Source organism: Actinoplanes campanulatus (assembly GCF_014647795.1).
GTDB classification, from domain to species: domain Bacteria; phylum Actinomycetota; class Actinomycetes; order Mycobacteriales; family Micromonosporaceae; genus Actinoplanes; species Actinoplanes campanulatus.
The window spans coordinates 788102-812788 of record NZ_BMPW01000001.1; the positions used below are offsets into that span (position 1 = coordinate 788102).

The 24687-nt window shown below is 71.4% G+C and carries 27 protein-coding genes; 10 read left to right on the forward strand and 17 right to left on the reverse strand.

The annotated features are described in order from the left end of the window. Positions 1-184: 184 nt before the first annotated feature. Complete coding sequence (locus tag IEZ13_RS03475; protein ID WP_183216550.1) at positions 185-379, reverse strand: hypothetical protein; 195 nt, start codon at positions 377-379, stop codon at positions 185-187. A 652-nt stretch (positions 380-1031) separates the two neighbouring features. On the opposite strand from IEZ13_RS03475, the gene IEZ13_RS03480 reads away from it, so the two are divergent. From IEZ13_RS03480 to IEZ13_RS03490, 3 genes are read left to right on the forward strand one after another with little or no spacing between them, the layout of a single operon-like run. Then, positions 1032-2576 (forward strand): DUF3492 domain-containing protein, encoded by a 1545-nt coding sequence (locus tag IEZ13_RS03480; protein WP_183216551.1) that lies wholly within the window; start codon positions 1032-1034, stop codon positions 2574-2576. Further along, positions 2573-4732 carry a hypothetical protein gene (locus IEZ13_RS46280; RefSeq protein ID WP_229794423.1) on the forward strand — a complete coding sequence of 720 codons (2160 nt, stop codon included), beginning with the start codon at positions 2573-2575 and terminating at the stop codon, positions 4730-4732. The genes IEZ13_RS03480 and IEZ13_RS46280 overlap by 4 nt, the downstream gene beginning before the upstream one ends. Then, complete coding sequence (locus tag IEZ13_RS03490) at positions 4729-5280, forward strand: spherulation-specific family 4 protein (protein WP_183216553.1); 552 nt, start codon at positions 4729-4731, stop codon at positions 5278-5280. Before IEZ13_RS46280 ends, IEZ13_RS03490 begins: the two co-directional genes overlap by 4 nt. Positions 5281-5373: 93 nt before the next feature. Here IEZ13_RS03490 and mutM read toward each other — a convergent pair whose 3' ends face one another. The 9 genes from mutM to rsmD all read right to left on the reverse strand — a co-directional run bounded on the left by mutM (position 5374) and on the right by rsmD (position 11547). Further along, positions 5374-6225, reverse strand: a complete 852-nt coding sequence (gene mutM, locus IEZ13_RS03495; protein WP_183216555.1) for a bifunctional DNA-formamidopyrimidine glycosylase/DNA-(apurinic or apyrimidinic site) lyase — start codon at positions 6223-6225, stop codon at positions 5374-5376. Between the two features lie 12 nt (positions 6226-6237). Next, positions 6238-7401, reverse strand: a complete 1164-nt coding sequence (locus IEZ13_RS03500; RefSeq protein ID WP_183216558.1) for a mannosyltransferase family protein — start codon at positions 7399-7401, stop codon at positions 6238-6240. Further along, positions 7398-8123: a ribonuclease III gene (gene rnc, locus IEZ13_RS03505; protein ID WP_183216560.1), complete on the reverse strand. Its 726-nt coding sequence runs from the start codon at positions 8121-8123 to the stop codon at positions 7398-7400. Before rnc ends, IEZ13_RS03500 begins: the two co-directional genes overlap by 4 nt. Further along, entirely contained in the window at positions 8116-9081 is a 966-nt protein-coding gene (locus IEZ13_RS03510; RefSeq protein ID WP_229794455.1) for a phosphate acyltransferase PlsX, read from the reverse strand. The genes rnc and IEZ13_RS03510 overlap by 8 nt, the downstream gene beginning before the upstream one ends. A 35-nt stretch (positions 9082-9116) precedes the next feature. Beyond that, complete coding sequence (rpmF, locus tag IEZ13_RS03515) at positions 9117-9290, reverse strand: 50S ribosomal protein L32 (protein ID WP_043527495.1); 174 nt, start codon at positions 9288-9290, stop codon at positions 9117-9119. Between the two features lie 5 nt (positions 9291-9295). Next, positions 9296-9859 (reverse strand): YceD family protein, encoded by a 564-nt coding sequence (locus tag IEZ13_RS03520; protein WP_183216564.1) that lies wholly within the window; start codon positions 9857-9859, stop codon positions 9296-9298. A gap of 86 nt (positions 9860-9945) precedes the next feature. After that, on the reverse strand, positions 9946-10443 hold the full coding sequence (locus tag IEZ13_RS03525; RefSeq protein ID WP_183216565.1) for an ATP synthase subunit B family protein: 498 nt from the start codon (positions 10441-10443) through the stop codon (positions 9946-9948). 64 nt (positions 10444-10507) lie between these two features. Beyond that, positions 10508-10987, reverse strand: coding sequence for a pantetheine-phosphate adenylyltransferase (gene coaD / locus IEZ13_RS03530; protein WP_183216567.1), 480 nt, complete (start codon positions 10985-10987; stop codon positions 10508-10510). After that, positions 10984-11547 carry a 16S rRNA (guanine(966)-N(2))-methyltransferase RsmD gene (rsmD, locus tag IEZ13_RS03535; RefSeq protein ID WP_183216569.1) on the reverse strand — a complete coding sequence of 188 codons (564 nt, stop codon included), beginning with the start codon at positions 11545-11547 and terminating at the stop codon, positions 10984-10986. The genes coaD and rsmD overlap by 4 nt, the downstream gene beginning before the upstream one ends. A gap of 279 nt (positions 11548-11826) precedes the next feature. Here rsmD and IEZ13_RS03540 point away from each other — a divergent pair, with 279 nt between their 5' ends. Together IEZ13_RS03540 and IEZ13_RS03545 are read left to right on the forward strand one after the other, a co-directional pair. Then, on the forward strand, positions 11827-12762 hold the full coding sequence (locus IEZ13_RS03540) for a hypothetical protein (RefSeq protein ID WP_183216571.1): 936 nt from the start codon (positions 11827-11829) through the stop codon (positions 12760-12762). Positions 12763-12800: 38 nt separating this feature from the next. Next, complete coding sequence (locus tag IEZ13_RS03545) at positions 12801-12965, forward strand: hypothetical protein (RefSeq protein ID WP_183216573.1); 165 nt, start codon at positions 12801-12803, stop codon at positions 12963-12965. Here IEZ13_RS03545 and IEZ13_RS03550 read toward each other — a convergent pair. The 3 genes from IEZ13_RS03550 to IEZ13_RS46285 are packed head-to-tail and all read right to left on the reverse strand — an operon-like array spanning position 12955 to position 17398. Beyond that, positions 12955-13290, reverse strand: a complete 336-nt coding sequence (locus IEZ13_RS03550) for a DUF952 domain-containing protein (protein WP_183216575.1) — start codon at positions 13288-13290, stop codon at positions 12955-12957. The genes IEZ13_RS03545 and IEZ13_RS03550 overlap by 11 nt on opposite strands. Then, positions 13287-15467 carry an ATP-dependent DNA helicase RecG gene (gene recG / locus IEZ13_RS03555; RefSeq protein WP_183216578.1) on the reverse strand — a complete coding sequence of 727 codons (2181 nt, stop codon included), beginning with the start codon at positions 15465-15467 and terminating at the stop codon, positions 13287-13289. The genes IEZ13_RS03550 and recG overlap by 4 nt, the downstream gene beginning before the upstream one ends. Beyond that, on the reverse strand, positions 15464-17398 hold the full coding sequence (locus IEZ13_RS46285; protein WP_203833601.1) for a DAK2 domain-containing protein: 1935 nt from the start codon (positions 17396-17398) through the stop codon (positions 15464-15466). The genes recG and IEZ13_RS46285 overlap by 4 nt, the downstream gene beginning before the upstream one ends. Before the next feature lie 200 nt (positions 17399-17598). Here IEZ13_RS46285 and rpmB point away from each other — a divergent pair, with 200 nt between their 5' ends. Together rpmB and IEZ13_RS03575 are read left to right on the forward strand one after the other, a co-directional pair. Then, a complete protein-coding gene (rpmB, locus tag IEZ13_RS03570; RefSeq protein WP_026207002.1) occupies positions 17599-17790 on the forward strand; it encodes a 50S ribosomal protein L28 in 192 nt (63 codons plus the stop codon). 618 nt (positions 17791-18408) lie between these two features. Then, the gene (locus IEZ13_RS03575) at positions 18409-19380 is read left to right on the forward strand and encodes an endonuclease domain-containing protein (RefSeq protein ID WP_183216580.1); all 972 of its coding nucleotides are present in this window, start codon (positions 18409-18411) and stop codon (positions 19378-19380) included. A gap of 497 nt (positions 19381-19877) precedes the next feature. On the opposite strand, the gene IEZ13_RS03580 is transcribed toward IEZ13_RS03575, so the two are convergent. Both IEZ13_RS03580 and IEZ13_RS03585 read right to left on the reverse strand, forming a co-directional pair. Then, positions 19878-20336 (reverse strand): GNAT family N-acetyltransferase, encoded by a 459-nt coding sequence (locus IEZ13_RS03580; RefSeq protein WP_183216582.1) that lies wholly within the window; start codon positions 20334-20336, stop codon positions 19878-19880. A 20-nt stretch (positions 20337-20356) separates the two neighbouring features. Beyond that, positions 20357-21295 carry a thiamine-phosphate kinase gene (locus IEZ13_RS03585; RefSeq protein WP_183216584.1) on the reverse strand — a complete coding sequence of 313 codons (939 nt, stop codon included), beginning with the start codon at positions 21293-21295 and terminating at the stop codon, positions 20357-20359. Between the two features lie 98 nt (positions 21296-21393). Here IEZ13_RS03585 and IEZ13_RS03590 point away from each other — a divergent pair, with 98 nt between their 5' ends. Both IEZ13_RS03590 and IEZ13_RS03595 read left to right on the forward strand, forming a co-directional pair. Then, the gene (locus IEZ13_RS03590; RefSeq protein ID WP_014447186.1) at positions 21394-21627 is read left to right on the forward strand and encodes an Lrp/AsnC ligand binding domain-containing protein; all 234 of its coding nucleotides are present in this window, start codon (positions 21394-21396) and stop codon (positions 21625-21627) included. Between the two features lies 1 nt (position 21628). Then, complete coding sequence (locus IEZ13_RS03595; RefSeq protein WP_183216586.1) at positions 21629-22249, forward strand: DUF3515 domain-containing protein; 621 nt, start codon at positions 21629-21631, stop codon at positions 22247-22249. 3 nt (positions 22250-22252) lie between these two features. Here the strand turns inward: IEZ13_RS03595 and IEZ13_RS03600 are convergent, their stop codons facing one another. Then, on the reverse strand, positions 22253-23347 hold the full coding sequence (locus IEZ13_RS03600) for a D-alanine--D-alanine ligase family protein (RefSeq protein WP_275408346.1): 1095 nt from the start codon (positions 23345-23347) through the stop codon (positions 22253-22255). 119 nt (positions 23348-23466) lie between these two features. Between IEZ13_RS03600 and IEZ13_RS03605 the strand changes: the two genes are divergently transcribed. Then, complete coding sequence (locus tag IEZ13_RS03605) at positions 23467-23907, forward strand: hypothetical protein (protein WP_183216590.1); 441 nt, start codon at positions 23467-23469, stop codon at positions 23905-23907. Between the two features lie 411 nt (positions 23908-24318). On the opposite strand, the gene IEZ13_RS03610 is transcribed toward IEZ13_RS03605, so the two are convergent. Next, entirely contained in the window at positions 24319-24681 is a 363-nt protein-coding gene (locus IEZ13_RS03610; RefSeq protein ID WP_183216592.1) for a hypothetical protein, read from the reverse strand. Positions 24682-24687 lie beyond the last annotated feature (6 nt).

The window sequence follows — 24687 nt, forward strand, 5'->3', positions numbered from 1 at the left end:
CCGGGTACGTCTGCTGGGAGGCAGGCTACCCGCCGGTGCTGTCCAGCAGCGGAATCACGTGGGTAAAAAGCTGCGCGCCGCCACGGGAGTGGAGGCGCGCTTTTTCTTCGGTGCGTCTGGTGTGCGAGGGGATGGTGACGCCGGCCGGACTACCCCGCAGTACCCACCGGCATCAGGATGGAGCTCAGGTCAGGGCGGGCTCGGTCAGCCGCGCGAAATCGTCTGCCTCCACCGCTGCCGCGGCGAGACGATCATTCTCCGCCCTGAGGCGGGTGACCTCGAACTCCAGGGCCTGCACCCTGGAACGCAGTCGGGTGACCTCGTCGAGGAGGCGCCGGTCGGGCGCCGCACCTACGTGGCCAAAGAGGGCCTTCGCCATCGTGACTCCTTGTGACGCGCTGCGTCTCGATTTGTGATGCGTTGCCGGAAAGGCCGGCCAACGTGGCGCCCAGCGAGCTGACTCAGTACGCAGTAACCAACTCAGTGCGAACTGAACGCACCACATGTTCACGGGCACGCGTGAACACAGAATCCCGCCAAGAACACAGCGAGGCTCTAGATGGTGCAACGACCCAAGCCACGAATGGTCCGGGGCATGAGTGGGCGCGACTGGCGACAACTCCATAGTCCGCCGATACCCACTCTCCGTCAAGCCGGGGCTGAGCCGGGGGCGTGCCGGAGTCGGGTGAATCACGCCACCACAGCGCTTCAGCTGGGATTATGCACCGTCGGCGGGGATCTCGATCCCATCCGGCACCGCCATTTTCCGCAAGATCTGACGGTTCGGGACACGGGTCTGGGCGGATCGCCCGAAGGGGTTCACGAGCCGGCGGCACGGCCACATCGCGGGCCCGGACGGGTGGAGATCGACGGACGGTACGGGCACGAGCGCGGGAAGTAGGCGCGCACGTCATGGCCTTTCGGGTAAAACCGGGCAAAGGTGGCCGACAAACCGGTACAAATAGTACGTAATTGTGTCGCCTAGCCGACATGCTCCGGTGACTTCGGCGGTTTGTGTCGTTGCCTCCAGCGTGAATCCGACCCCGTCACGCGAGCGCATCTGTCTGCTCACCGGCGGCGGGTACCCGTACCGGCGGGACGCCCTCGGCGGATGGTGCCGGACCCTCGTCGAAGGGCTGCGCCGGTTCCGCTTCGAGTTGCTGACCGTCACGGACCGTGAACCACCGTCCGCGCCGGCGTACCCGCTTCCGTTCAACGTCGGCTCGGCGCGTGCCATCGCGCTCGGCCGCGACCCGGCACGTGCCGACCGGCGGCGCGGCGCGGCCGCCGACGACGCCGCCGAGGCCGCCGAGGCCGCCACTCTGCTCTGCCGGGGCCTGCTCGGCGACGTCTCCCCGGTCACCGCCCTGTTCGGCGAGGGCCTGCGCCGCATCACCGGGTTCTGCCCGCCCACCGAGGACTCCGGTCGCGCCGGTCCGCTGTCGTCGCTACCGCTCACCGAGGCGTTGCTCGAGGCCTGGCGGCAGCGCCAGGCCGACGCCTCGGACGGGCAGCCGCCGATGCCCCGGCTCAGCGTGCGCGACGCCCGGACCGCGGCCACCCTGATCCGGCACGCCATGCGGGCGCTGGCCGTACCGCTGCCCGAGGTGGAACTGGTGCACTGCGTGGGCGGGACCACCCCGCTGCTCAGCGCGCTGGCCGGGCGCTGGCGTACCGGAATTCCGCTGCTGCTCACCGAGGCGCGCACCGCGGTGCCCCGGCAACGGCCCGCCGAGGAGCGGCTGTCCCCCGGGGTGCGCACCGTGCTGCGCCGGTTCCGCACGTCGGTCGCCCGTACCGGGTACGCCGAGGCGGCGCTGATCGCGCCGCTCTCCACCTATCACCACGGCTGGGCGCTGGAGCACGGCGCGCAGCCGACCCGGCTCGTTCAGGTGCCGGCCGGGGTCGACCCGCGGGAGTATCCGGGGGCCGCCGAACCCGCCGGCACGCCGACCGTGGTGTGGGCCGGCAGCGGTGGGCCGGACAGTGGGCTGTCCTGTGTGCTGGAGGCGTTCACCGAGGTGGCCGCGGCCGTGCCGGGGGCGGTTCTGCACCTGGTCGGGATCACCGCGGCCCACGAGGAGCAGTGCGCCGAACAGATCGAGCGCACCGGGCTCGGCCGGGCCGTACGGCTGCATCCACTGCCCGCCGATCCGCGCGACCGGTACACCGTCGGGCAGGTGGTGGCGCACGTTCCGGGGCCGGCGGATCCGCCGTACCGGCTGGTCGAGGCCATGATGTCCGGCCGCGCGGTGGTCGGCGTCGACGTCGGGCCGGCCGGCGAGACACTCGGCGACACCGGTCTGCTGGTGCCGCCCGGCGACCCGTCCGAGCTGGCCATCGCCATCGTCGGACTGCTCCGGTCCCCCGACCGGCGCCGGGCGCTCGGCGAGGCGGCCCGGCAGCGGGCCCTCACCCATTTCACCGTCGACCGGGTGGTGCGGGTGTACGGCGCCCTCTACAGCGATCTGGCCGCGCCACCGCCGGCGCCGGCCTTCGAACTGGCACTCACCGTTCCCGCGCCCCGGATCACCACGCCGGCGACCGTGCGCTGGCTAACTCGGGAGAAGGTATGAGGATCACTCCCCCACGCGGCACGGGTGGGACGACGACGACGCGTTCCGTACGCGTCCGCAATCGCCGCCGGCAGAACGCCGCCGACCCCCGGTATGTCGCCGGGAACCAGCCGGAACTGGCGCCACCACGGCGCCGCACCGGCCGCCACGCGGCCGCCGAACCGGAGGTGGAGGCCCCCACCGGGTCGGCGCTCCCGGATGTGGAGTCCCGGGCTCCGGCGAGTTGGGACCCCTGGGCGGCAGCCGAGAAGAAGCTCCCGGCCGCGAGCATCACCGACCCGTTGGAGGGTTCGGGGGTCGTGGACGGGCGGGCCTTCTGGTCCGGGGCGTCCCCGGCCGCCGGTTCCACCCAGGAATGGGCCCGTACGAGCGGGACCACCTCCCAGGAGTGGGCCGGCACCAGCGGGCACACCGCCCCGGAATGGACCGACACCAGCACGGACGCCGTCCAGGAGTGGGCCGGCACGAGCGCGAACACCGCCCAGGAGTGGGCCCGCACCAGCGGGCACACCACCCCGGAATGGACCGACACCAGCACGGACGCCGCCCAGGAGTGGGCCCGCACGAGCCGGACCACCGCCCCGGAATGGACCGACACCAGCACGGACGCCGCCCAGGGATGGGCCGGCAGCAGCGGGAACGCCGCCGAGAGCTGGGCCGGGGCGCCGGAGAGCGGCTTCACCGGTGGGTGGGAGACGGCGGACGGAGCCGGCGGCAACCTGACCGGCTCCTGGGTCTGGCCCGCGAGCGCTCTCACCGGAACCACCGCCGCGCCCGACGCCTGGGCCACGGGCACCGGTGCGGTCGAGGGCCTGCCGGTGCGGGGGTGGGAGAGCGACGGGACGGCCGCGGCTTCGGGACTCCGGGACGAGCCGGCCGGGAGCGTCTCCCTCCACGGTGAAGCGGGCGCGCGGGACGCGTACCCGGAAAGGAGTGAGCGGGAGCACCGGCCGGCCGGACGGCGGCGCTCGGCGCAAGTGACCCGTGCCCGGCGCGCTCCCGGCGGGTATCTGGTCGCCGCGCTCGTCCGGTGCGTCCTGTATCTCGGGCCGCTCAGCCTGGCCGTCGCCGGGGCGGAGTCGCTGGGACGGGTCGCATGGCAGGTTCCGGCGGTGACGCTCCTGCTCGGGTGGACCGCCGCCCAGGGGCTGGCGGCCATGGGGGTCAGCGTGGCCCGCCGGGGTGGTCCGGCCGCCGCGGCACGCATGGTGGCCTCCGGGTTCGCCGCGGTCATCGGACTCTGGTTCGCGCTCGTGTGGGTCGCGCCGGGCGTGCTGCTCGGACCGGACCGGGCACTGGCCGCCACGGTGGGACTGGGTGGGCTGATCAGCCTCGGCTGCGTCACCGCGGCGCTCGTCACCCGGGCCGAGGCCTCGGTGGCCGCCTGGTTCACGCCGTGCTGGCTGCTCGCCGCCGCGACCCTGGCCGATTCCGCCGGGCTGGACCGGATCGCCGCCGTGCCGGTGGAGACCCTGCTCCCAGCCGCGATCGTGGCGGTGACGGTGCGCGCCTTCCGGCCCGCCGTGCTCGGCCGGACCACGCGGCCCGCCCGGCTCAGCCCGGCCGAACGGCGGCGCGGTGTCGCCTACCTGGTGATCGGGGTCGCTCAGGCGGTCAGTGTGGTGCTGCTCTGGCGGGGCGGGCCGGCCGCCATGCCGGTGCCGGCGGTGCTGCCGTTGCTGGTGGCGGTACCCCTGTTGGAGGGGCTGATCGGCTGGCACACCGCCCGGCTCGACGCGGGGCTGGACTCGGCCGAGACGCCGGAGGAGTTCGACCGCCACGTCCGCAACGTCACCGCGATCACCCTGGCCGGGCTGGTGCCGCCGCTGGCCGCCGGATGTGGGCTGCTGCTGGCCGCGTACCGGCTGCCGTACGGGCTCGCCGGAGTGCCGGGAGCCAGTGACGCGGTGCTCGCACTGGCCGCCGGCACCCTGCTCGGCGGGGTGTTCGCGGTCACCTTCCTGCTGGCGGCCCGGTCCCGGCACGGAATCGCCGCCGTCCTGGCCGCCTTCCCGCCGATCGCCGCCGCGGTGCTGGCCATGTCCGCCCCGCCGGAGGGGATGCTGCCCGCCGCCGTCGCCGTACTCGCCGCGACGCACCTCGCCGGCCTGCTCATCGTCGCCCTGACCGCCGCCGACCTTCGGAGAACGCCGTGAAGACCCTTTTTCCCCCGTACGCCCACCCGTCGCCCTGCCTGGAGCTCGACGCCGACACCTGGATCGTCCGGGAACAGCCCGGCGACCGGCGGACCCTGCACCAGTCGCTGGGCCGGATCGACCTGGACTGGGGCAGCCGTTCCCTGGCCGACGTGCTCTCCGACGTGGACGCCTGGCGGGCCGACGGGGTGGAGGGGCTGTTCCTGGACCGGGCGCCGGCCGGCTCGGGCGGGGTCGGGCCGGTCGCGCTGACCGTCCGGCTGGCCGCCCGGCGCGGGCTACACCGGGTGGTGCTGAATCCGGGGGTGCCGACCCATCCGCTCTACCGGGACCTCGGGGTGCGGATCTGCACGTTCGAGGGCCCGTGGTCGGCCTACCAGAGCTGGGACGGCGACGGTGTCCGCCCGGGCGACGGGCACATCGTCCACGGCGTGCCGGCCCCCCTGCTCACGGCAGCCCGCCGCCTGATGGGCCGCCGGGGCGCCGGTTTCGGCCTGGCCACCGACGCCGCCCCCCGCATCACCGCCACAACCACATCACGCGGCTGAGCACCCCCAACGCAGGCGATCTTGGACGATCGGCCACCGATTCGGGTGGGAGAGCGTCCAAGATCGCGGGGAAGTGCCCTCGCGCGTACCAGATCAAGGGGTTTTGCGGGGTTTTGGTTGGCAGCGCGGGCAGCTGAACGAGGACCTGTTCATGAACTGCTCGCGGCGGATGATCGCGCCGCAGCGGTGACAGGGCTCGTTCTCGCGGCCGTAGGCGTTGAGGGAGCGGTCGAAGTAGCCGCTTTCGCCGTTCACGTTGACGTAGAGCTCGTCGAAGCTGGTGCCGCCGGCCACGATGGCCTCGGACAGGACGTCGCGGACATGGCCGAGCAGGCGCTCGACCGCGGGACGGGTGAGCTGGTCGGTGGGGCGGGCGCCGTGCAGCCTGGCGCGCCACAGGGCCTCGTCGGCGTAGATGTTGCCGATGCCGGAGATCAGGGTCTGGTCGAGGAGGGCCCGTTTCACCTCGGTGTGGCGGCCCCGGATGCGCGCCGTGAAGGCCACGTCGTCGAAGAGCGGGTCCATCGGGTCACGGGCGATGTGGGAGATCTCGTCGGGCAGCTCGGCGCCGCCCTCGGAGACCGCAAGGCCGCCGAACGTGCGCTGATCGACGAAGCGCAGCTGCGGGCCGCCGTCGGTGAAGGTGAACCGGATCCGCAGGTGCTTCTCGTCGGCGGCCTCGGCCGGCTGCATCAGCAGTTGGCCGCTCATGCCGAGGTGGCCGACGATCGCGTCGCCGGAGTCCAGGGGCAGCCACAGATACTTGCCGCGGCGGGAGATGTCCAGCACGGTCCGGTCGGCGAGCACCGCCGAGAAGTGCGCGTCGCCGGGCAGATGGCGGCGGATGGCCCGGGGGTGCAGCACCTCGGCGGTGGCGATGGTGCGGCCGGTCACCCACTTGGCCAGGCCCATGCGGACGGTCTCGACCTCGGGAAGCTCGGGCACTGGCGGTGTCCTTTACAACGTGTACGGCCAGACGGTCACCAGGTAGGCGCCGTAGTAGAGACCGAACAGCGCCCAGGCGGTGATCGCCAGGACCGCGACCCGGGGGCGGGCGCGGGCGGCGGCCACGACGGCCGGCAGCAGCGTCAACAGTACGGGCAACAGCAGCCGTGGCTTGGAGTGGTAGAAACCGGCCTGCCCGTAGACGAGGATCATCGCCACCACGCCGTAGACGACCAGCGGCGGCCACGGCTTCTGCGCGAGCGCCACCCCGGCCGCGGCGAGGGCCGCCAGCAGGATGAACGCGACGCTGAGCGGGATCCAGCCGTCGCCCTCGCGCAGAGTCGTCCAGAGGAATTTTCCGGTGCTCTCGCCGTAGTCGAACGAGGTGCCCCAGCCGGCCGTCTGAATCTTGAACCAGGCGTTCAGCTCGCCCACCCGGTAGGCGACCCAGCCCAGGTAGAGCGGCACCCCGGCGAGCGCGGCGGCCGCGGCGGCCAGCGGCTTCCATTTCGGCTGGTCGCCGTCGCGGATCGCGAGCAGGGCGGCCACGGCGAGGCCGAGCGCGGCGGCGGCGCCGGTCGGCCGGGTCAGCGCGGTGGCCAGGCCGAGCAGGCCGGCGGCCCACCACACCCGACGATGCGCGGCCACGAACATGCCGGCGACCAGGGCGATGAAGAGACTTTCCGAGTACGCCATGGACAGCACCACGGACGCCGGCGCCGCGCAGCAGATCGCCACCAGCGCCCAGCCGGCCCGCCTGCTGTAGAGGCTGGTGCCGAGCAGGTACAGCCCGATCGCGGCGGCGATCGAGGCGAGCCAGGCCACGCCGAGGGCGGCCGCGCTGGGCTCGATGCCGATCGCCGCGCCGGCCCGGATGAGGATCGGGTAAACCGGGAAGAAGGCGAGCTCGTTGCCCTCCAGCTGGCCGGTGTTGCTGTAGGTGTAGCCCTCGGGGTAGCCGTCGACGGCGACCCGGAGGAACCAGCCGGCGTCCCAGACGAGGAGCCGCTCCCAGACGGATCGTGGCTGTTCGGTGGCGCCGCCCAGCCAGGCGATCATGATGAGCTGGCCGACGCGGGTGAGAGCGAGGATGCCGACGGCCGTCAGGACACCGTTCCATCCGCCCGCTTTGTCCCACAATTTGTCTGTCGTGGGTTTCTCCAGCACCGCGGTCACGGCTCGGTCTTCTCGGCCTGCTCGGTCAGGGTCCGCCAAGCGGCGGCGGCGGCCCGCTGCTCGGCCTGCTTCTTGCTGCGGCCCTCAGAACCGCCGTACCGCTCGCCGGCCACCACCACCCAGGCCGTGAAGGTCTTGGCGTGATCCGGGCCGGAGTCCTCGATCTCGTAGTCCGGCACGCCCAGGCCGAGCGCCGCGGTCAGCTCCTGGAGGCTGGTCTTCCAGTCCAGGGCCGCGCCCCGGCCGGCCGACTCGGCCATCAGCGGGTCGAACAGCCGGTGGATCACCTCGCTGGCGATCTCCAGGCCGTGCTCCAGGTAGATCGCGCCGAGCAGGGCCTCCAGGGTGTCGGCCAGGATGCTCGCCTTGTCCCGCCCGCCGGTGGTCTCCTCACCCTTGCCGAGCAGCAGGTGCGGGCCGAGCCCGGCCGGGCCCAGGCCGCGGGCCACGTCGGCGAGCGCGTGCATGTTGACCACGCTGGCCCGCAGCTTGGCGAGCTGTCCCTCGGGCAGATCCGGGTGGTTGTGGAAGAGCGCCGACGTGATCACCACGCCGAGCACCGAGTCGCCCAGGAACTCCAGGCGCTCGTTGGTCGGGAGACCCCCGTTCTCGTACGCGTACGACCGGTGGGTCAGCGCCCGTTCCAGCAGCTCCGGCTTGAACGGGACACCGAACGCCTCCTCGAGTGGCTCGGTGGACGGACGACGGCGCTTGTCAATCATGCGATACCTCGCTGTACCTCAGCAGATCGGCGATCGCCGCGACCGAGGCGCGGCGGTGCAGGTCGGCCGCGAGCGCGATGCCCGCGGCGAGATCCGGGCCGGCGGCGGCGCCGTGGCAGACCACGACCGTGCCGGACACCCCGAGCAGCAGCGCGGCGCGGGGTGGTGGAGTCTTGTCCGGGGAGGGGGGCCGGGTCAGGGCGTACGCCGTCTCCAGGCCTTTGAGAAGCACGTTTCCGGTGAAACCGTCGGTCACCACCACGTCGGCGGCGCGGCCCAGGACGATGTCGCCGCCCTCGACCAGTCCGGCGTAGCGGGCGCCGCCGGGCAGCGGCAGATCGACGAGCAGGTTGGGCAGGGCGCGGCGCAGGCGGTCGCCCTTGCCGGGCTCGGTGCCGATGGTGAGCAGGCCGACACGGGGCGCGGGGACCTGGTAGACGACCGCGGCGTACGCGGCCCCGAGCCGGGCGTGCCAGGCGAGGGTCTCCTCGTCCGGGTCAACGCTGGAGCCGACGTCGAGCAGGACCACCCGGCCGGCCACGGTGGGCAGCACGGCGGTCAGGGCGGGGCGTCGGATGCCGGGCCAGCGGCCCAGCTCGCGGGCGGCGGCGAGAACCGTGGCCCGGGTGTCGCCGGCGGAGACCAACGCGTCGGCGCGGCCCTGGGCGACGGCGGCCACCGCACCGCTGATGGTGTCGGTGGGTGTGATCGCGGTGGTGATCCGGCGCCGGTCGCCCGGTTTCAGGGCGGCGAGCACCGCGTCGGCGGCATCGGCCGGACCGACGAGAGTCAGGTGGAGGGACGGATCGGCCCGGCAAGCGCGCAGAGCGCCGTCAACCACGACGGCGGGAGCCTGGTCCCCGCCGAGGAGGTCGACGGCGATCCGCGCGGTGCCCGGCTCCCCGACAGTGCGCTGTCCGGGAGCCGTGGCACCGGTGGTTCGCCACCGCTCGGGCACGACCCGCCCGATGATCGGGCGAGTCACGCGCGACGTCAGACCTCGAGGACCTGACGGCCGTTGTAGGTGCCGCAGACGCCACAGGCGGCGTGCGGCAGCTTCGGCGACTTGCACTGGGAGCAGGCCGCGGTAACCACCGCGGTCGCCTTCCAGTTCGCCCGGCGCGAGCGGGTGTTGCTGCGCGACATCTTGCGCTTGGGGACGGCCACGGTTCCTACTCCTCGTTTTTTGACAGATTGCGCAAAGCGGCCCAGCGGGAGTCGACTTCCTCATGGCTGTGATCAGCCGGGAGTTCGTCGAAATGCACCCCACACTCGGGGCACAACCCTGGGCAGTCCGGCCGGCAGAGCGGATTGGTCGGCAGGGTCAGGACGATCGCGTCCCGCACCACCGGCTCCAGGTCGAGCAGATCGCCCGACATCCGGCCGACCTCGTCCTCGTCGGTGGTCTCCTCCGTGGTGCTGTCCTCGTAGGCGAACAGCTCCGCGATCGAGACCTCGAACGACTTGTCGATCTCGTTGAGGCAACGCCCGCACTCGCCGGTGAGCGAGCCGCTGACGGTGCCACTGACGTAGACCCCCTCGGAGACCGACGTCAGGGTCCCGTCGATCGTGAGATCGGAGCCCTCGGGGACCGAGATCAGCTCCAGACCGAGGTCCGCCGGGGCCGGCACCACCCGATTCAGGGCACGCGTCGCACCAGGCTGCCGGGGGAGCTTCGTCGTGTCGACGACCAGCGGCTGCCTGGGGTCCAGGTGACTCTGCGGTGACTTGGGCATCGTGATTCCTCAGCCATGGTAGGCCGACCGAAAACATTACCTGAGCTTGTAGGACGTCGTCGAATCGGGCTGCTTGCCAAACGTGGTCAGAACGGGAGCGGGCGCTCGGCGTCCTCCCCCTGGAAGTTGCCGATCTCGCGGAGCGCGTGCATCTTGTCACGGCCCCGCTCGATCGACGCCAGCGCCCGGGTCAGGAACTGCTCGAAGTTGGCCAGCGCGGTGTCGACGTAGTCGTCGACCTCCTCACGCAGACGCTGCGCCTCGGTCCGCGCCTCGGCGATGATCCGGGCGCCCTCGTGCTCGGACGAGACGGTGATCTCGTTCACCGACACGAGCCGGGCGTGTTCCGTCTCACCCTCGCTGACGATCCGGTCGGCCTCGCGGCGGCCGGCATCGACGATCCGGTCCCGCTCGTCCAGGACAGCGGCCGCGCGGCGCAGCGCCTCGGGCAGCTCGGAGCGGAGGATCTCGAGCCGGTCGATCATCTCGGCGCGGTCGAACATGAAGTTCGTCCGGGACATCGGCACGGAGCGTGCGTCCTGCACAAGGTCGATGATCTCGTCGATGCGGTCGAGCGGATCCACCGTGCCTCACTCCCGTCGTCGAACCGCCACCCAACGTGGTGCGATCACGTTACTTCGCGCCCGCCTAATTCTGCTTCAACCGACCCACCAGGCGAGCCAGCACATTGTCCGGGAGGTACGACGAGGCGTCCCCACCCCACTTGACCACGTCTTTGACCAGGCTCGACGACAGGAACGAGTAGAGCGGGTTGGTCGGCATGAACAGGGTCTCCACACCGGAGAGCCCGATGTTCATCTGCGCCATCTGCAACTCGTAGTCGAAGTCGCTGACCGCGCGGAGGCCCTTGACGACCACGGCCGCGCCCTGGTCCCGGCAGAAGTCGACCAGCAGGCCGTGGAAGGACGCCACCCGGACGTTGCTGTACTGCGCCGTCGCCTCGCCGAGCATCTCGATACGCTCGTCGATGGTGAACAGGCCGGTCTTCGACTGGTTGATGAGGACTCCGATGATGACCTCGTCGAAGAGCCGGCTGGCCCGTCCGATGATGTCGAGGTGCCCGTTGGTGACCGGGTCGAAGGAGCCGGGACACACCGCTCGTCTCATGATCGGCGACCGTACCAAAGCGTGGTCTCGCCATAACGCCGGGTACGGTCGCCCGCCAGACCGTCCACCCAGCTCAACGGTCCACCCCGGGTGGACCTCTCGAAGATCACCACGGCGCCGGGCGCGAGCCAGCCGTTGGCCACCAGTTCCTCCTGAACGGTGTCGATCTCGTCGTCGCCGAGCGCGTACGGCGGATCGGCGAACACCACGTCGTACGGTCCGCCGGCCGGCGGGTCGCCGAGGACCTGCACGACCTTGCCGGTGACCAGCCTGGCGGCCGAACCGACACGCAGCGCCACGATGTTGTCACGCACGACCCGGGCGGCCTTGGCGTCCGACTCGACGAGAAGCGCGTGGTCGGCGCCGCGGGACAGCGCCTCCAGGCCGACGGCGCCGGATCCGGCATACAGGTCGGCGAACCGCGAGCCGGACAGGTCGGTCATCGTCTCCAGTGCGCTGAAGAACGCCTCCCGGACACGGTCCGATGTGGGCCTCGTGTGCGCGCCGGACGGAGCGGACAGCCGACGGCCGCCGTGCGCACCCGCGATAATCCTGGTCATCAGTGCCGACGCTACTTCACCACCTCGCGTGAGCCACCTTCGCATGAACAATTCCCTCGTCACGGGCACGACGCGCGACGATACGGTTCCGTTCGGTAAAGCGAAGATCACAGATCTGCAACAAGCTCCTTAGCGAGCGCTGAGACGTTTCTTTGATCTCCGGGAATGGCTAGGGTCGGGCAGCCGCGGGGTTAGGCGTCGTCTCTGGACCCGGTTTCATCCACCAGCGACAGTCGGCCGCCTCCCACGCGCTCCCGAACCCCTTTCACAGGAGAAGGCGTGAACCTGTCTAAATCCCCGCTCCGCCGCGTGGCCGGTCTGGCTGCCGGCGCCGTTCTCGGCCTGGCCGGTGTCGCGGTGGCCGCCTCCCCGGCGTACGCCACCGACAGCGTCATCGGTTACTCGGCGGACTGCGACACCAAGACCGGCGACTGGGTCGTCACCTGGACCGTCACCGGCAACGCCCCCGACGGCGTCGAGAAGTTCCGCTTCAACGCCGTGAAGGCCGAAGAGGGCACCCCGGTCAAGGAGGTGGAGCTCCCCGAGTACAAGGTCGGCAACGAGTACACCTACGACACCAACAAGGCCATCACGGCGGTCCAGCGCGTCGAGGGCACCAAGACCTTCGCCCGCCTGGGTGTCGAGGTCGAGTTCGACAACCAGCACAAGGACCTCCCGCGGGAGAACACCGCGAACTTCGAGGGCACCTGCGACAAGGAGAAGGAGCAGCCGCCGGCCTCGCCGTCGCCGTCCTCCCCGTCGCCGTCCCCGAGCCTGCCGTCCGAGGAGCCGGAGATTCCGGACGACCTGCCGGGCGAGCCCGAGCCGATCTTCGAGCTCACCTGCGACACGATGACCATCGGGTTCGACAACCCGAAGGACAGCCTGCCGATCAAGCTGGGCTACGAGACCAGCAAGGGCGAGAAGCGCGAGCGCACCGTCGCCCCCGGCACCAAGGGCTCGGAGACGTTCTCCGCCAAGGAGGGCTTCTTCGTCAACCTGACGATCACGGTCACCTACGAGGGCGAGACCTACTCGGAGACCGTGAAGGTCGACTACGTCGAGCCCGCGGGCTACGAGGACAGTGAGGAGCCGGGTCTGCCGGTCACCGGCGCCGCCGCGGGTGGCATCGCCGGCGGTGCCGCCGCGCTGCTGGCCATCGGCGCGCTGCTCTTCGTCATGGCGCGTCGCCGCAAGGTGAAGTTCACCGCCTGATCCACCTGAACCACCTGTAACACCGGGGCGCGTCGACTGTGGTCGGCGCGCCCCTTCCGTTCCCCACCCCAGGAGCAGCATCGGTCAAGAAGTTCGGCCCCGCCGCCAAGGACGCCCTGACCTTCACGGTGTTCCTGCTGCTCGTCGTGGGTGGCGTGCTCTTCTTCCCGGCCCGCCGCCGCAAGGTCGACTTCACGGCCTGACCCATTCCGGGAAAGAACCGTCCGGGCGCGGTGGATAGTCGTGAACGGCTACCACCGCGCCCACGTCCATCTGGCCGTAGAGGTGCGGGAACTGCCGTCCGTCCGGCTCCGGTGGGACACCGTCCTCCCAGACGACCGGCACGTCGAGCCGCTCCTCGTCGATCTCCAGCAGCAGCAGATCCGTACGCCCGCGGAAACGCAGCGTGGCCGGCATGTGCACCCAGTCCGCCGCGGAGCAGTGGATGAAGCCTTCCGCCCCGACGGGTATGAAGCCCTCGGTGATGGCTGTGGCCCACGCGTCGCGGGGGCAGATGTGAAAGATCAACCCTTCTCCAGGTACTCGGCGCGATCCTCGTCGACCAGCGCGGCGACCGAGGCCGCCAGCGCCGGGTAACGGGACAGGTCGGGGTCGTCGCCGATCAGCGCGGACGCCTCCGCCCGCGCCTCCTTGATCAGCTTCTCGTCCCGCAGCAGCGACAACAGCCGCAGGTGCGAATGCTTGCCGGACTGCGACGCGCCCAGCACGTCACCCTCCCGGCGCTGCTCCAGGTCGATCTCGGAGAGCTTGAAACCGTCCGTCGTGGCGGCCACCGCGTCCAGCCGCTCCCGGGCCGCCGAACCCTCCGCGGCCTCGCTGTGCAGCAGGCAGATGCCGGGCGCCGAACCCCGCCCCACCCGGCCGCGCAGCTGGTGCAACTGGGAGACGCCGAAGCGGTCGGCGTCCAGGATCAGCATCACGGTCGAGTTCGGCACGTCCACGCCCACCTCGATCACCGTGGTCGCCACCAGCACGTCCAGGTCACCGGCCGCGAACCGGCGCATCACCGCGTCCTTCTCGTCCGGCGGCATCTTCCCGTGCAGCATGTCGATCCGCAGACCGTGCAGGTACTGCTCGCGCAGCAGCGGCAGCACCTCGGTCACGGCCAACGGCGGGCGGCGGGCCGGCTCGGCGTCCTTCGGCGGGGACTCCTCGTCCTCCGGGCCGTCGCCGATCCGGGGACACACCACATACGCCTGGTGGCCGGCCCGGACCTCCTCCCTGATCCGCTGCCAGGTGCGGTTCACATACGCCTGGTTGTCGCCGGGGACCACGTGCGAGGCGATCGGCGAACGGCCGCGCGGCAGCTGCGACAGGATCGAGGTCTCCAGGTCGCCGTAGACCGTCATGGCCACCGTGCGCGGGATCGGGGTGGCCGTCATCACCAGCACGTGCGGGGGCCGGGCCGCCTTGGCGCGCAGCGCATCCCGCTGCTCCACCCCGAACCGGTGCTGCTCGTCCACCACGACCAGGCCGAGATCCTTGAAGTCGACACCCTCGTACAGCAGGGCGTGCGTGCCCACGACGATGCCGGCGCGCCCGTCCGCCACCTCGGCCAGCGCGGCACGCCGGGCCGCCGCCCCCAGCGACCCGGTGACCAGCGTCAACCGGGTGCCCTCCGGATCACCGCCCAGCTCACCGGCCCGGCCCAGCGCGCCGAGCTGGGCGCTGATCCCGCGGAAGTGCTGAGTGGCCAGAACCTCGGTCGGCGCGAGCAGGGCGGCCTGCCCGCCCGCGTCCACCACCTGGAGCATCGCGCGCACCGACACCAGCGTCTTGCCCGAGCCGACCTCACCCTGCAACAGCCGGTGCATCGGATGCGGCCGGGACAGGTCGGCCGCGATCTCCTCACCCACGTCACGCTGACCTTCGGTCAGCTCATAGGGCAGACCGGCGTCGAACCTCGCCAGCAACCCGGCCTGCACGCGGGGCCGGGCGGTGCCGGGAGCCGCGGCCGCACGTGCCCGGCGTTGCACAAGCGTCAGCTGTACGGCGAAAGCCTCGTCCCACTTGAGACGGTGCTTCGCCCTGTACAGCGCCTCCTCGGAACTCGGCCGGTGGATCTCCCGCAACGCGGTGCCGATGCCGGTGAGGTTCCGTTTCGCCCGCACCTCGGCCGGCATCGGGTCGGGCGGCGGCTCGAACGTGTCCAGCAGGGTCCGCACACACTTGGCGATCACCCAGGTCGGCACCGCCTGGGCCGCCGGATAGACCGGGATCAGCGCACCCGCGAACTCCTCGATCTCGGCGGCCGCGTCGTCCTGCGTGGCATCGGCGCTGAGCAGCTGGTACGCCGGGCCGTTCAGCTGGCGCTTGCCGCGGAACTCGGTCACCTTGCCGGCGAACAGCCCCCACACGCCCTTGCGCAGCTCCCGCTCCCGCCACGCCTGATTGAAGAAGGTGCAGGTCAGCGTCGCACCGGAGCCGTCACCGATGGTCACCTCGAGCATGTTGCCGCGGCGCTGGCGCATCGGCTTCACGTTGATCCCCTGCACCTGGGCCAGCAGGGTGACCTGCTCGTCCACCTTCAGGCTGCGCAGGTCGGTGTGCTCGCCACGCTCGTCGTACCGCCGCGGGAAGTGGTAGATCAGGTCACCGGCGGTGTGCAACTCCAGATGCTGCTCCAGGGCCTTGGCGGTCTTCGCACCCAGAACCTTGGTCAGCGGGGTGTCCGTGGTGGTCATTCGACTCCTGCCAGCAGGTGGTACCGGGGCTGGCCGCCGGCGTAGCACTGCAACTCGATGAACGGCCAGGTGCGGTGCACGTGACCGCGCAGATCCGCCTCCAGACCGGGTGGGGCGGCCGCCCCCAGCACCAGGGTGACCAGCTCGCCGCCCCCGCCCAGCATCCGGTCCAGCAGGCGGTGGCTCACGTCGGTCAGATCGCCGCCGATCACGTGCACCTCGCCGTCGACCAGGCCCAGCAGGTCACCCGCCCGGCACGGGCCGGCCACCGTGAGAGCGTCCCGCTGGGCGGTGCAGACCTCGCCGTACCGGCAGGCGCCGGCCGCCTCGGCCATCGCGATCACATCGTCGGCGAACGGGCGCTGCTCGTCCCGCACCGCCAGCGCGGCCAGCGCCTGCACCGGCGAACGGGTGGGCACCACGCTGACCCGGATGCCGGCGGCCTCCGCCTCCCGCGCGGCCGAGACGGCGACCGCCTGCGTATTGGCGTCGTTGGGCAGCAGCACCACCGAACCGGCGCCGGTCTTGTGCACGGCCGCCAGCAACTCGGCGGTCGACGGATTACGGTCCACGACGGTGGCGCCCTCCCCCTCGAAGAGAGCGGTCAACCCGTCCCCGGCCGCGACCACCACGGCGGCCCGCCGCTCCGGGCCGGGGCGGTGGCCCACCAGCGGCGTCACCCGGATCCGGAACGGGCGGCCCGCCTCGATGCCCGCCTCGATCGCCGGGCCGACGTCGGTGACGTGGACGTGCACGTTCCACGTCGGGGGGTCGCCGTCGCCGGTGCCCACCACGACGAGGGAGTCACCCAGGCCGTCCAGGGCGCCCCGCAGCCGGGTGACGGCCTCCTCGGTGGCCTCCAGCAGGTACTGCACCTCGAACCCGTAACCGGCGCACTCGTCCTCGTGCCCCGCCGGATGGCTGAGGTCCACCCGGTCCTCACCCCTCCAGACCGCCTGCCCCTGGCCCGGGTCCGCCCGGTCCGCCGGATGGCCGGAAATCGGCAGCACAGTGGTTGCCGCCGGGCCGCCGATCGGGGTGAACGGCTTGCTGCAGACGGCCGGATCCGGGTCCTCCGGATCGCCGCTTCCGGAGCCGGGCACCGCGGGGCCGCCGGCCACCATCGGCTGCATGCCGCTGTGCGCGGACGCCGGAGGCGTCTCGCCGTCAGACACCACCAGGGGCTTGTCGCCGTCGGGCACCACCAGGGGCTTGTCACCGTCAGACACCGCCGGGAGCCTGTCACCGTCAGACACCACCGGGAGCCTGTCGCGGGCAAGCGCCGTCGGGGGCGTTTCGCCCTCGGCGACCACCTCGACCAGGGCATCGAGCAGCAAGCAGAGGCCGCGCCCGCCGGCGTCGACCACGCCGGCCCGGGCGAGCACCGGTAGCTGCTGCGGGGTGCGATCCAGCGCCTCGGCGGCGGCCTGCGCGGCCGCCTTCGCCACCGTGGCCAGGTCGTCGGACCTGGTCCGCCCGGCGCCCTCGGCCGCGGCGGCCACCACCGACAGCACGGTGCCCTCGACCGGACGGGCCACCGCCGCGTAGGCGGCGTCCGTCGCCGTCCGCAAGGCGCGGGCCAGCTCACCGCCGCGCACCGCGACGGCGGCCGCGAAGGTGTCGGCCATGCCGCGGAGGATCTGCGAGACGATGACGCCGGAGTTGCCCCTGGCGCCGAGCAGGGCGCCACGCGCCATCCGGCGCATCAGCCGGGCCACCGCGGTCATGCCCTCCGGCCCCGGCTCCGGCTCCACCGGACCGGCAACCGCCTCATGCGCGGCCGTCAGGGTGAGAACGAGGTTGGTGCCGGTGTCGCCGTCGGGCACCGGGTAGACGTTCAGATCGTCGATCTCACGCTGATGCGCCCGAAGTGCCTCCAGCCCACCATCGCACCAGCGGCGTACCGCGGCGGCATCGAGGGTCTCCAGCACGCGAAAATCGTACTTGCGACCTCCGACAATCGCCGCGCACGCACGCTGACCGGGGGCGATTGGCTCCCCCGGCCGGGGATCGGGTAACCTTGCCGGGTTGCCTGGGCGATGCTTGCTTCCCTGGGCGCCTCCAGTTTCTGGATCGGATCAGTTCCGGTTGCTGGATCAGGTCAGTTTCGTATCAAACCCAGGAGTATCCCGTGGCTAGCGTGTGCGACGTCTGTGGCAAGGGACCGGGCTTCGGCCACAACGTGTCCCACTCGCACCGGCGGACCAACCGCCGCTGGAACCCGAACATCCAGTCGGTGCGCACCCCGGCCGGTGGCGGGACCACCAAGAAGCTCAAGGTCTGCACCTCGTGCATCAAGGCCGGCAAGGTCGTCCGCGCCTGACCGAGCCTTTCTGGCTGATCGGATAGCCGCTGAACCCCCGGGTTCAGCGGCTATCCGCTGTTCTGCCCGCCATTCACCGCACGATGTACCACCGACCCACCGGCACCGCGTGGCCCGCCTCCACCAGGCTCGCCCCAGCCCTCCGGCAACGCCACCCCCATCAGCAGGCCACCTCGCGCAGCCGCCGACCCGCGGGTCGAGCGCCTGCCCAGACAACGCACCCCAGCCTGCCCAGACGAGGCACCCAGGCCCCCAAGCGGCACACCCAGCTCTACCCGAACGGCGCAACCAGGTCTGCCCAAACGGCGCCCCGGGCACTAGGCGACGCACCCCGGGCCTGCCCAGACGAGGCACCCAGGTCTGCCCAAGCGACACACCCAGCTCTGCCCAAACGGCGCAACCCGGGCCACCTAGGCGACGCACCCCGGCCTGCGCGGGCGACGCACCCCGGCCTGCGCGGGCGCGGCGCCCGGGTTCGGCCTTCAGGGTGACTCCCACGACGCCGGCCAGTCCTCACTTGACTCGGTTATCCACAGGAAGACCCCGTCGGGGACGGGCGTCCACAGGGACGGTGGAATCCGTTCGTCCGGTACGGCCGGGAACGGCAACATCTCGGCCATGTCCGCCGAGACCGATCCCCCACTGCTGGAACTGCTGGCACGACAGGCCGGTGTACTCAGCCGCTCACAAGCGTTGCGGCATCTCTCCGCCCGAATGGTGGAGCGGCGCCTCGGTTCGCGACGATGGCAGCACGCGCATCGCGGCGTCTACGTCGCACACACCGGCCCGGTCGACCGCGAGGCCCGGCGCTGGATCGCGGTCCTGAGCACGGGCGATGGCACGCTGCTCGGCGGCCTGTCCGCACTCGAGACCGTCGGGTTCCGTGGTTTCATCACCGACCGGATCGATGTGCTGGTTCGGGCTGAGAAGACACCCAGCGGTCCCCCGGCCGGGGTCGTGGTTCACCGAACCGGCATCCTGCCCGCATCGGACATCCACCTGATGCGCCGACCGCCGGGAACCATGCCGGCCCGGTCACTCGTCGACGCGGCCCAATGGGCGATCTCCGATCAGCGGGCCTGGGCCATCATCGCGGCCGGATTCCAGCAGCGCCTGGTCTACGCCGATGACGTCCGAACAGTTCTCGCCCGAATGCCCCGGGCCAAACGCCGGGCGCTGATCTCCGAGGCGGTCACCTGGTCCTCGGGTGGAGTGCATTCGGCGGCCGAAGCCGATTTCCTCCGCCTATGCCGTCGAGCCGGACTTCCCGAGCCGCTCCTCCAGCATGCCCGCCGAGACGCACACGGGCGGCGAAACTACCTGGACGCGTACTTCGAGGAATGCAGGCTGCACGTCGAGATCGACGGTGGCCATCACATGGACGTCGAGCATTGGTGGGCCGACATGCGCCGCCAGAACGATCTGTGGATTCCCGGCGATCGCGTCCTCCGCTTCCCGGCCTGGGCGATCCGCCACCGCCCAGCCGAGATAACGGCCCAGCTCCGCGCCGCCCTCCGACCCATCCCGTTCTTGAATACTTCACCACCTCTCCCGGTGGCGAAAAGTCCAAGATCCAAAAACGAGGGGTAAACAGGACCCACCCCCGAACACCCCTCATCAGATCTTGGACGCCTCCCCACCGAAAGAGTTAGCAAACTACCCAAGATCGCCAACAACGCACCCGCGAGCCGTGCGACGTGCGGACCAGCATCCGGCGAGCAACGAGCAGCGAGGCACGCGGCGAGCGACGAGCGAGGCACGCGACGAGCGACGTCCGGCGAGCGAGGCACCGCGCCGTTCTTGTACGCCTCCCCACCGCGAGAGGTGGCAAAACGCCCAAGATCGCCAACGGCGCTTCCGCGAGCCACGCGGGATGCGGCGCGCGGCGAGCGACAGGCCAGGCACCGCGGGGCGCGGGGCGCGTTCTTGGACGTTTTGCCACCTCTGGGGGGTGGCAGGGGTGGCAAAACGTCCAAGAACGCCTGCGGCGCATGTGTGGGCGCGGGGTGCGGGCGCATGCGTGGGGCGCGGGGTGCGGGCGCATGCGTGGGCCGCGGGGTGCGGGCGCATGCGTGGGGGCGGTGGGGTTAGAGGGGCTTGGCGTAGGAGAGGACGCCCGGGTGACCGGCGTAGTGGCCGAAGTCGGGGATGCGCACGTAGCCGGCGGACTCGTACAGGGCGATGGCCTCCGGCTGACGGTCGCCGGTCTCCAGGATCATGCGCTTGCAGCCGGCCGCCGTGGCGGAGGCCTCCACGGCGGCGAGCATGCGGCGGGCAAGGCCGCGGCCGCGGGCGGCGTTCGTCGTGAACATGCGCTTGAGTTCGGCGTCGTCGCCGTGCCGTCGCCAGCCGGCGCTGGCGATCAGCCGGTCGTCTTCGACGGCGACCAGGAAGTCGCCGTTCGGCGGGGCGAAGTCGGCTGCCGTGATGGGGGTGTCGTCGCCGCTGCCGCCGTACCGTTCGGAGAGGTCTCGCAGGTTTTCGGCGACGAGTGACTGGACCGCCGGGTCGCCGAACCCCGCGGATTTGATCTTGATGTCCTGCACGCGGGCAAGACTAATCGAGGTCAGCGGAAATGGTCCCAGCCCGTGCCGCCGGTCCAGGGTTTGCGGTCGACGGTGACCCCGGCGCCGTCGAGCACCGAGCCGATCACCCGCCAGTGTTCGGGGAGGGTCACCCCGGGCGGGAAGGTCGCGGCGAGCGGGTGGTCGTCGCCTCCGGCGAGGAGCCAGACGTACGGGTCGACGCCGAGTGCCTTGGCCGCGTCCAGCATCTGGGCGGGCGGCTCGAAGGAGTCCCGCCGTACGTCGATCCCGACCACGCTGGCCTCCGCGATGTGCCCGAGGTCCTGGAGCAGCCCGTCGGACACGTCGATCATGGAGGTGGCGCCGAGCCGGGCCGCCTCGGGTCCGGCCGGGTACCGGACGTCCGGCCGCCGGTACGCGTCGACCAGCAGTTTCGGCGTCCGGAAGCCACGGGACAGCACGGTGAGGCCGGCCGCCGCGTACCCGATCCGCCCGCACAGGGCGACCACGTCACCGGGCCGGGCCCCGTCCCGCCGGACCGGCGCCACCCCGCCCAGGTCACCCAGTGCGGTGACGGCGATGGTGAGCGTCGGGCTGGCCGAGGTGTCCCCGCCGACCACTGTCGCGCCGACCAGCCCGGCCTCGGCGGAGAGTCCGTCGGCGAGCCCTTCGGCCCAGGTGACGTCGAGCCCGGTCGGTACGCAGAGCGCCACCAGCAGGGCGGTCGGGGTGGCGCCCATGGCGGCGATGTCGGCCAGGTTGGCGGCGGCGGCGCGGTGGCCGATGTCCTCGGGCCCGCACCAGTCCCGGCGGAAGTGGCGTCCTTCGACCAGTACGTCGGTGGAGGCGACCACCCGTCCGTCGGCGGCGCGGACCACCGCGGCGTCGTCGCCGGGACCGAGCAGGGTGGCGGATCCGGAGCCGAGCCGGGAGACGATTCGGCCGATCAGCCCGAATTCACCGGCCTCTGCGATGCTCACGTCTAAGTCCTTCGATGGTGGCGACCCGCTGCCGGGCCGCTTCGTACGGTAGTTTCACGACCGGGGATCACCGACGCGCTGGCGGATAGGAGTCGATCGTGGTCCAGGCATACATCCTGATTCAAACGGAGGTCGGGAAGGCCCGTGACGTGGCCGCCGCGATCGAGAAGATACCGGGGGTGGTGCGGGTCGACGCCGTGACCGGTCCGTACGACGTGGTCGTGCTGACCGAGGCGCACACCGTGGACGAGTTGGGTGGCCTCATTGTGAGCAAGGTCCAGTACGTGCCGGGCATCACGAGGACGCTCACCTGCTCCGTGGTAAACCTCTGACATGGTGGACCTCGAGACCTCGAAGATCGACGAAGACCGGACCCGCCGGGCCGCCGCGCTGTGGGCGACCGCTGTGGCCGTACCGGTGACTTTGATCGTAGGTCTCGTCGCCTTTTTCTCCTTGATTCCGGAGAAATCGGATGAACCAGCCAAAGCCCCCCAGGCCCTTCCGAGCACCCCGGTTCAGGTCGACGCCCCTCGGCTGGACGAGAAGGCCGCTCAGGTCTGCCTCGCGGTGACCTCCCAGCTGCCCGCGAAGATCCGGGATCTGGAGGCGCGCAAGGTCTCGGCCGGGCCGGAACAGAACGCGGCCTACGGCGAGCCCCCGGTGGTCGTCTCCTGTGGCGTCCCGCAGCCGGCCATGTGCACGAGGCTCGACGACCGGACCCCGGGCTGCGTCCCGATGGACACCGAGCTGCTGCTCATGGACGGGGTCTGCTGGTTCGGCAAGAACGACGGCGGCACGGCCGTCCTCACCACGATGGACCGTGAGGTCCCGGTGCGGGTGACCGTGCCGTCGGCGTACGAGAATCCGGCGCAGTGGGCCAACGAGTTCTCCGAGACGGTCGTGAAGACCGTGAAGTCGAAGCCCGAGGACGCCATGCCCAGCGGCTGCGCCTGAGCCCTAGTGCAGCCCGGTTCCCCGGCGCAGCGCGGTCCGGATGAGACGGTCCACCACCTTGGGGTATTCCAGGCCGGTGGCCGCCCACATCTGCGGGAACATCGAGGTCGGCGTCATGCCCGGCATGGTGTTGATCTCGTTGAGGAAGATCTCGCCGTCCGCCGTGACGAAGAAGTCGACACGCGCCAGCCCGGCACAGTCCAGCGCGGTGAAGGTCCGCAGCGCGAACTCCCGCACCCGCCTGGTCAGCTCCTCCGACACCGGCGCCGGGATCGTGTAGCGGCTGCCGACCAGGTACTTCGTCTCGAAGTCGTACCAGTCGGCGTCGTCGACGTGGATCTCGGCGAGCAGCGACGCCTCGGGCACGCCACCGGCCTCGCCCTCCAGCACCCCGCACTCGATCTCGCGGCCCACGATCGCGGCCTCCACCAGCACCTTCGGGTCGATCTCGCGGGCCTTGGCGATGGCCGCGTCCAGGTCGGCCCAGTCGCTGACCTTGGTGATGCCGGTCGACGACCCGGCCCGGGACGGCTTCACGAAGACCGGCAGGCCGAGCCGCTCCTTGTCCGCCTCGGACAGCGACGTCCCGGCGCGCAGCACCGCGTACGGCCCGACCGGAATGCCCTCGGCGGCCGCCAGCTTCTTGGTGAACTCCTTGTCCATGGCCGCCGCCGAGGCGAACACGTTCGCGCCCACGTACGGGATACCGGCCATCTCCAGCATGCCCTGGATGGTGCCGTCCTCGCCGTACGCCCCGTGCAGCACCGGGAACACCACGTCCACACCGGCCAGCTCGGAGACACCCTCGGCCGGGTCGCGCACGATCAGCTCGGTCGCCGTCGGGTCGGCCGCCAACACCACGGCGCTGCCGGACTCGGCCGTGATCTCCGGCAGCCGCCGGTCGCTGATCGCGAGCTGCGAGGCGTCACCCGAGGCGAGGACCCAGCGACCCTCACGGGTGATTCCGACCGGCAGAACCTCGTACTGATCCGGGTCCAGGGCACCCAGGATCGCACCGGCACTGACACAGGAAATAGCGTGCTCAGTGCTGCGACCACCGAACACGATCGCGACGCGGGTCTTGCGGGGGGACGTCACTCTTCTCTGCGCCTTCCAGCTAGCGGGCATGCCGGGGGTGACCCTACTCTGCGTAAGCCAGAATCGGGATTCGTGGCGGCACCCGTGAAGATGTGCAAGGCAGGGAGGACGAAGCGTTCATGGCTCCAGCACTCCACGTGATCGCCGGACCCGGTCCGGGGCAGCTGGCGACGATGGCTCACCCGGCCGACGAGCCCTGGTCACCGCAGGAGCTGAGCGCGCTCGCCCGGGCCGGGGTGCAGATTCTGGTGTCGTCCGCCGAGCCCGGCCCGGACACCGCCGGCATCGAGGTGGTGCCCTTCCCGATCTCCGACGGAACCGCCACCCGCGACGAGGCCAACCGGGTGGTCGCGCTGGCCGTCCGTCTCGCCCGCGAGGTCCGCGCGGGCCGTTTCGTGGTCACCCAGGCGGCGGCCGACAACGGCCGGTCGACACTGCTGGCCACCATGACGCTCGCCCTGCTCGGCATCCGCCCCGGCGAGGCGCTGCGCCGCACCGGCCCGTCCGGCACGCCCATCGCCCCCGACTGGCTGCACGACTTCGTCGCCACCCACGGCTGATCATCCGGCCGCCGGCTCCCGTCACACCTTTCAAACCCGTTTCCGGTACGAGGTGGAAAGCCCCCACAGAATCCACCCCGTCCCGCCAGTTCAAGGCGACCTCAGCGCGGCGCAAGCCTTTGCCGCCCGCGCCGGGCTGAGCTCGATTGCTCCGCTTCGCTCCGCGGCAAAACGCCTTGTAACCGGTGTCGAGGCAGGTGATTTCCCGCCGCCAGCACACCCCGCTGGCGTCGGCAAATCACTTGCCTCGACACCGGCGGCGTTTTGCGGGGGACGTCGAGTGCACCACCGTCCACCTCAGCGTGACCGTTCCGCAGCCAGGACGTGCCGTGAGAGTGGATCTCCCCAGCTGGCCCTGGGGGCTGTCTCACGGGGCCTGATACAGCGCTGAGGGCCAGCAGGGGAGATCGGCTAGGCCGTGGTGAAGGTCTGGGGGAGGGCTCCGGCGTCCCAGAGGGCGTCGAGGTGGGCGAGGAAGCCGGTCAGGCTGCGTTCCAGGGCGCGCCGCTCGTCGGCGGGGAGCGTGGCCAGCGGATCGGAGAAGATCAGGCCCTCCGGGTGCTTGGCGCGGGTGCCCACGAACTTGTCGCAGGCACCGCACCAGACGTAGCTGACCAGGGTGGGCCGCTTCGCGTTGGCCGGTGTCGTGAAGTAGGCGCGCAGCCGCCGCTGCCCGCAGGCCGGGCAGTCCCGCTCGCCCGGGTCGGCGAAGAAGCTCGTCCCCTGGGTGAGCGCCGCCACCTCGTCACCGCTGAAGCCGCTCCAGGCCGTCACGACCGG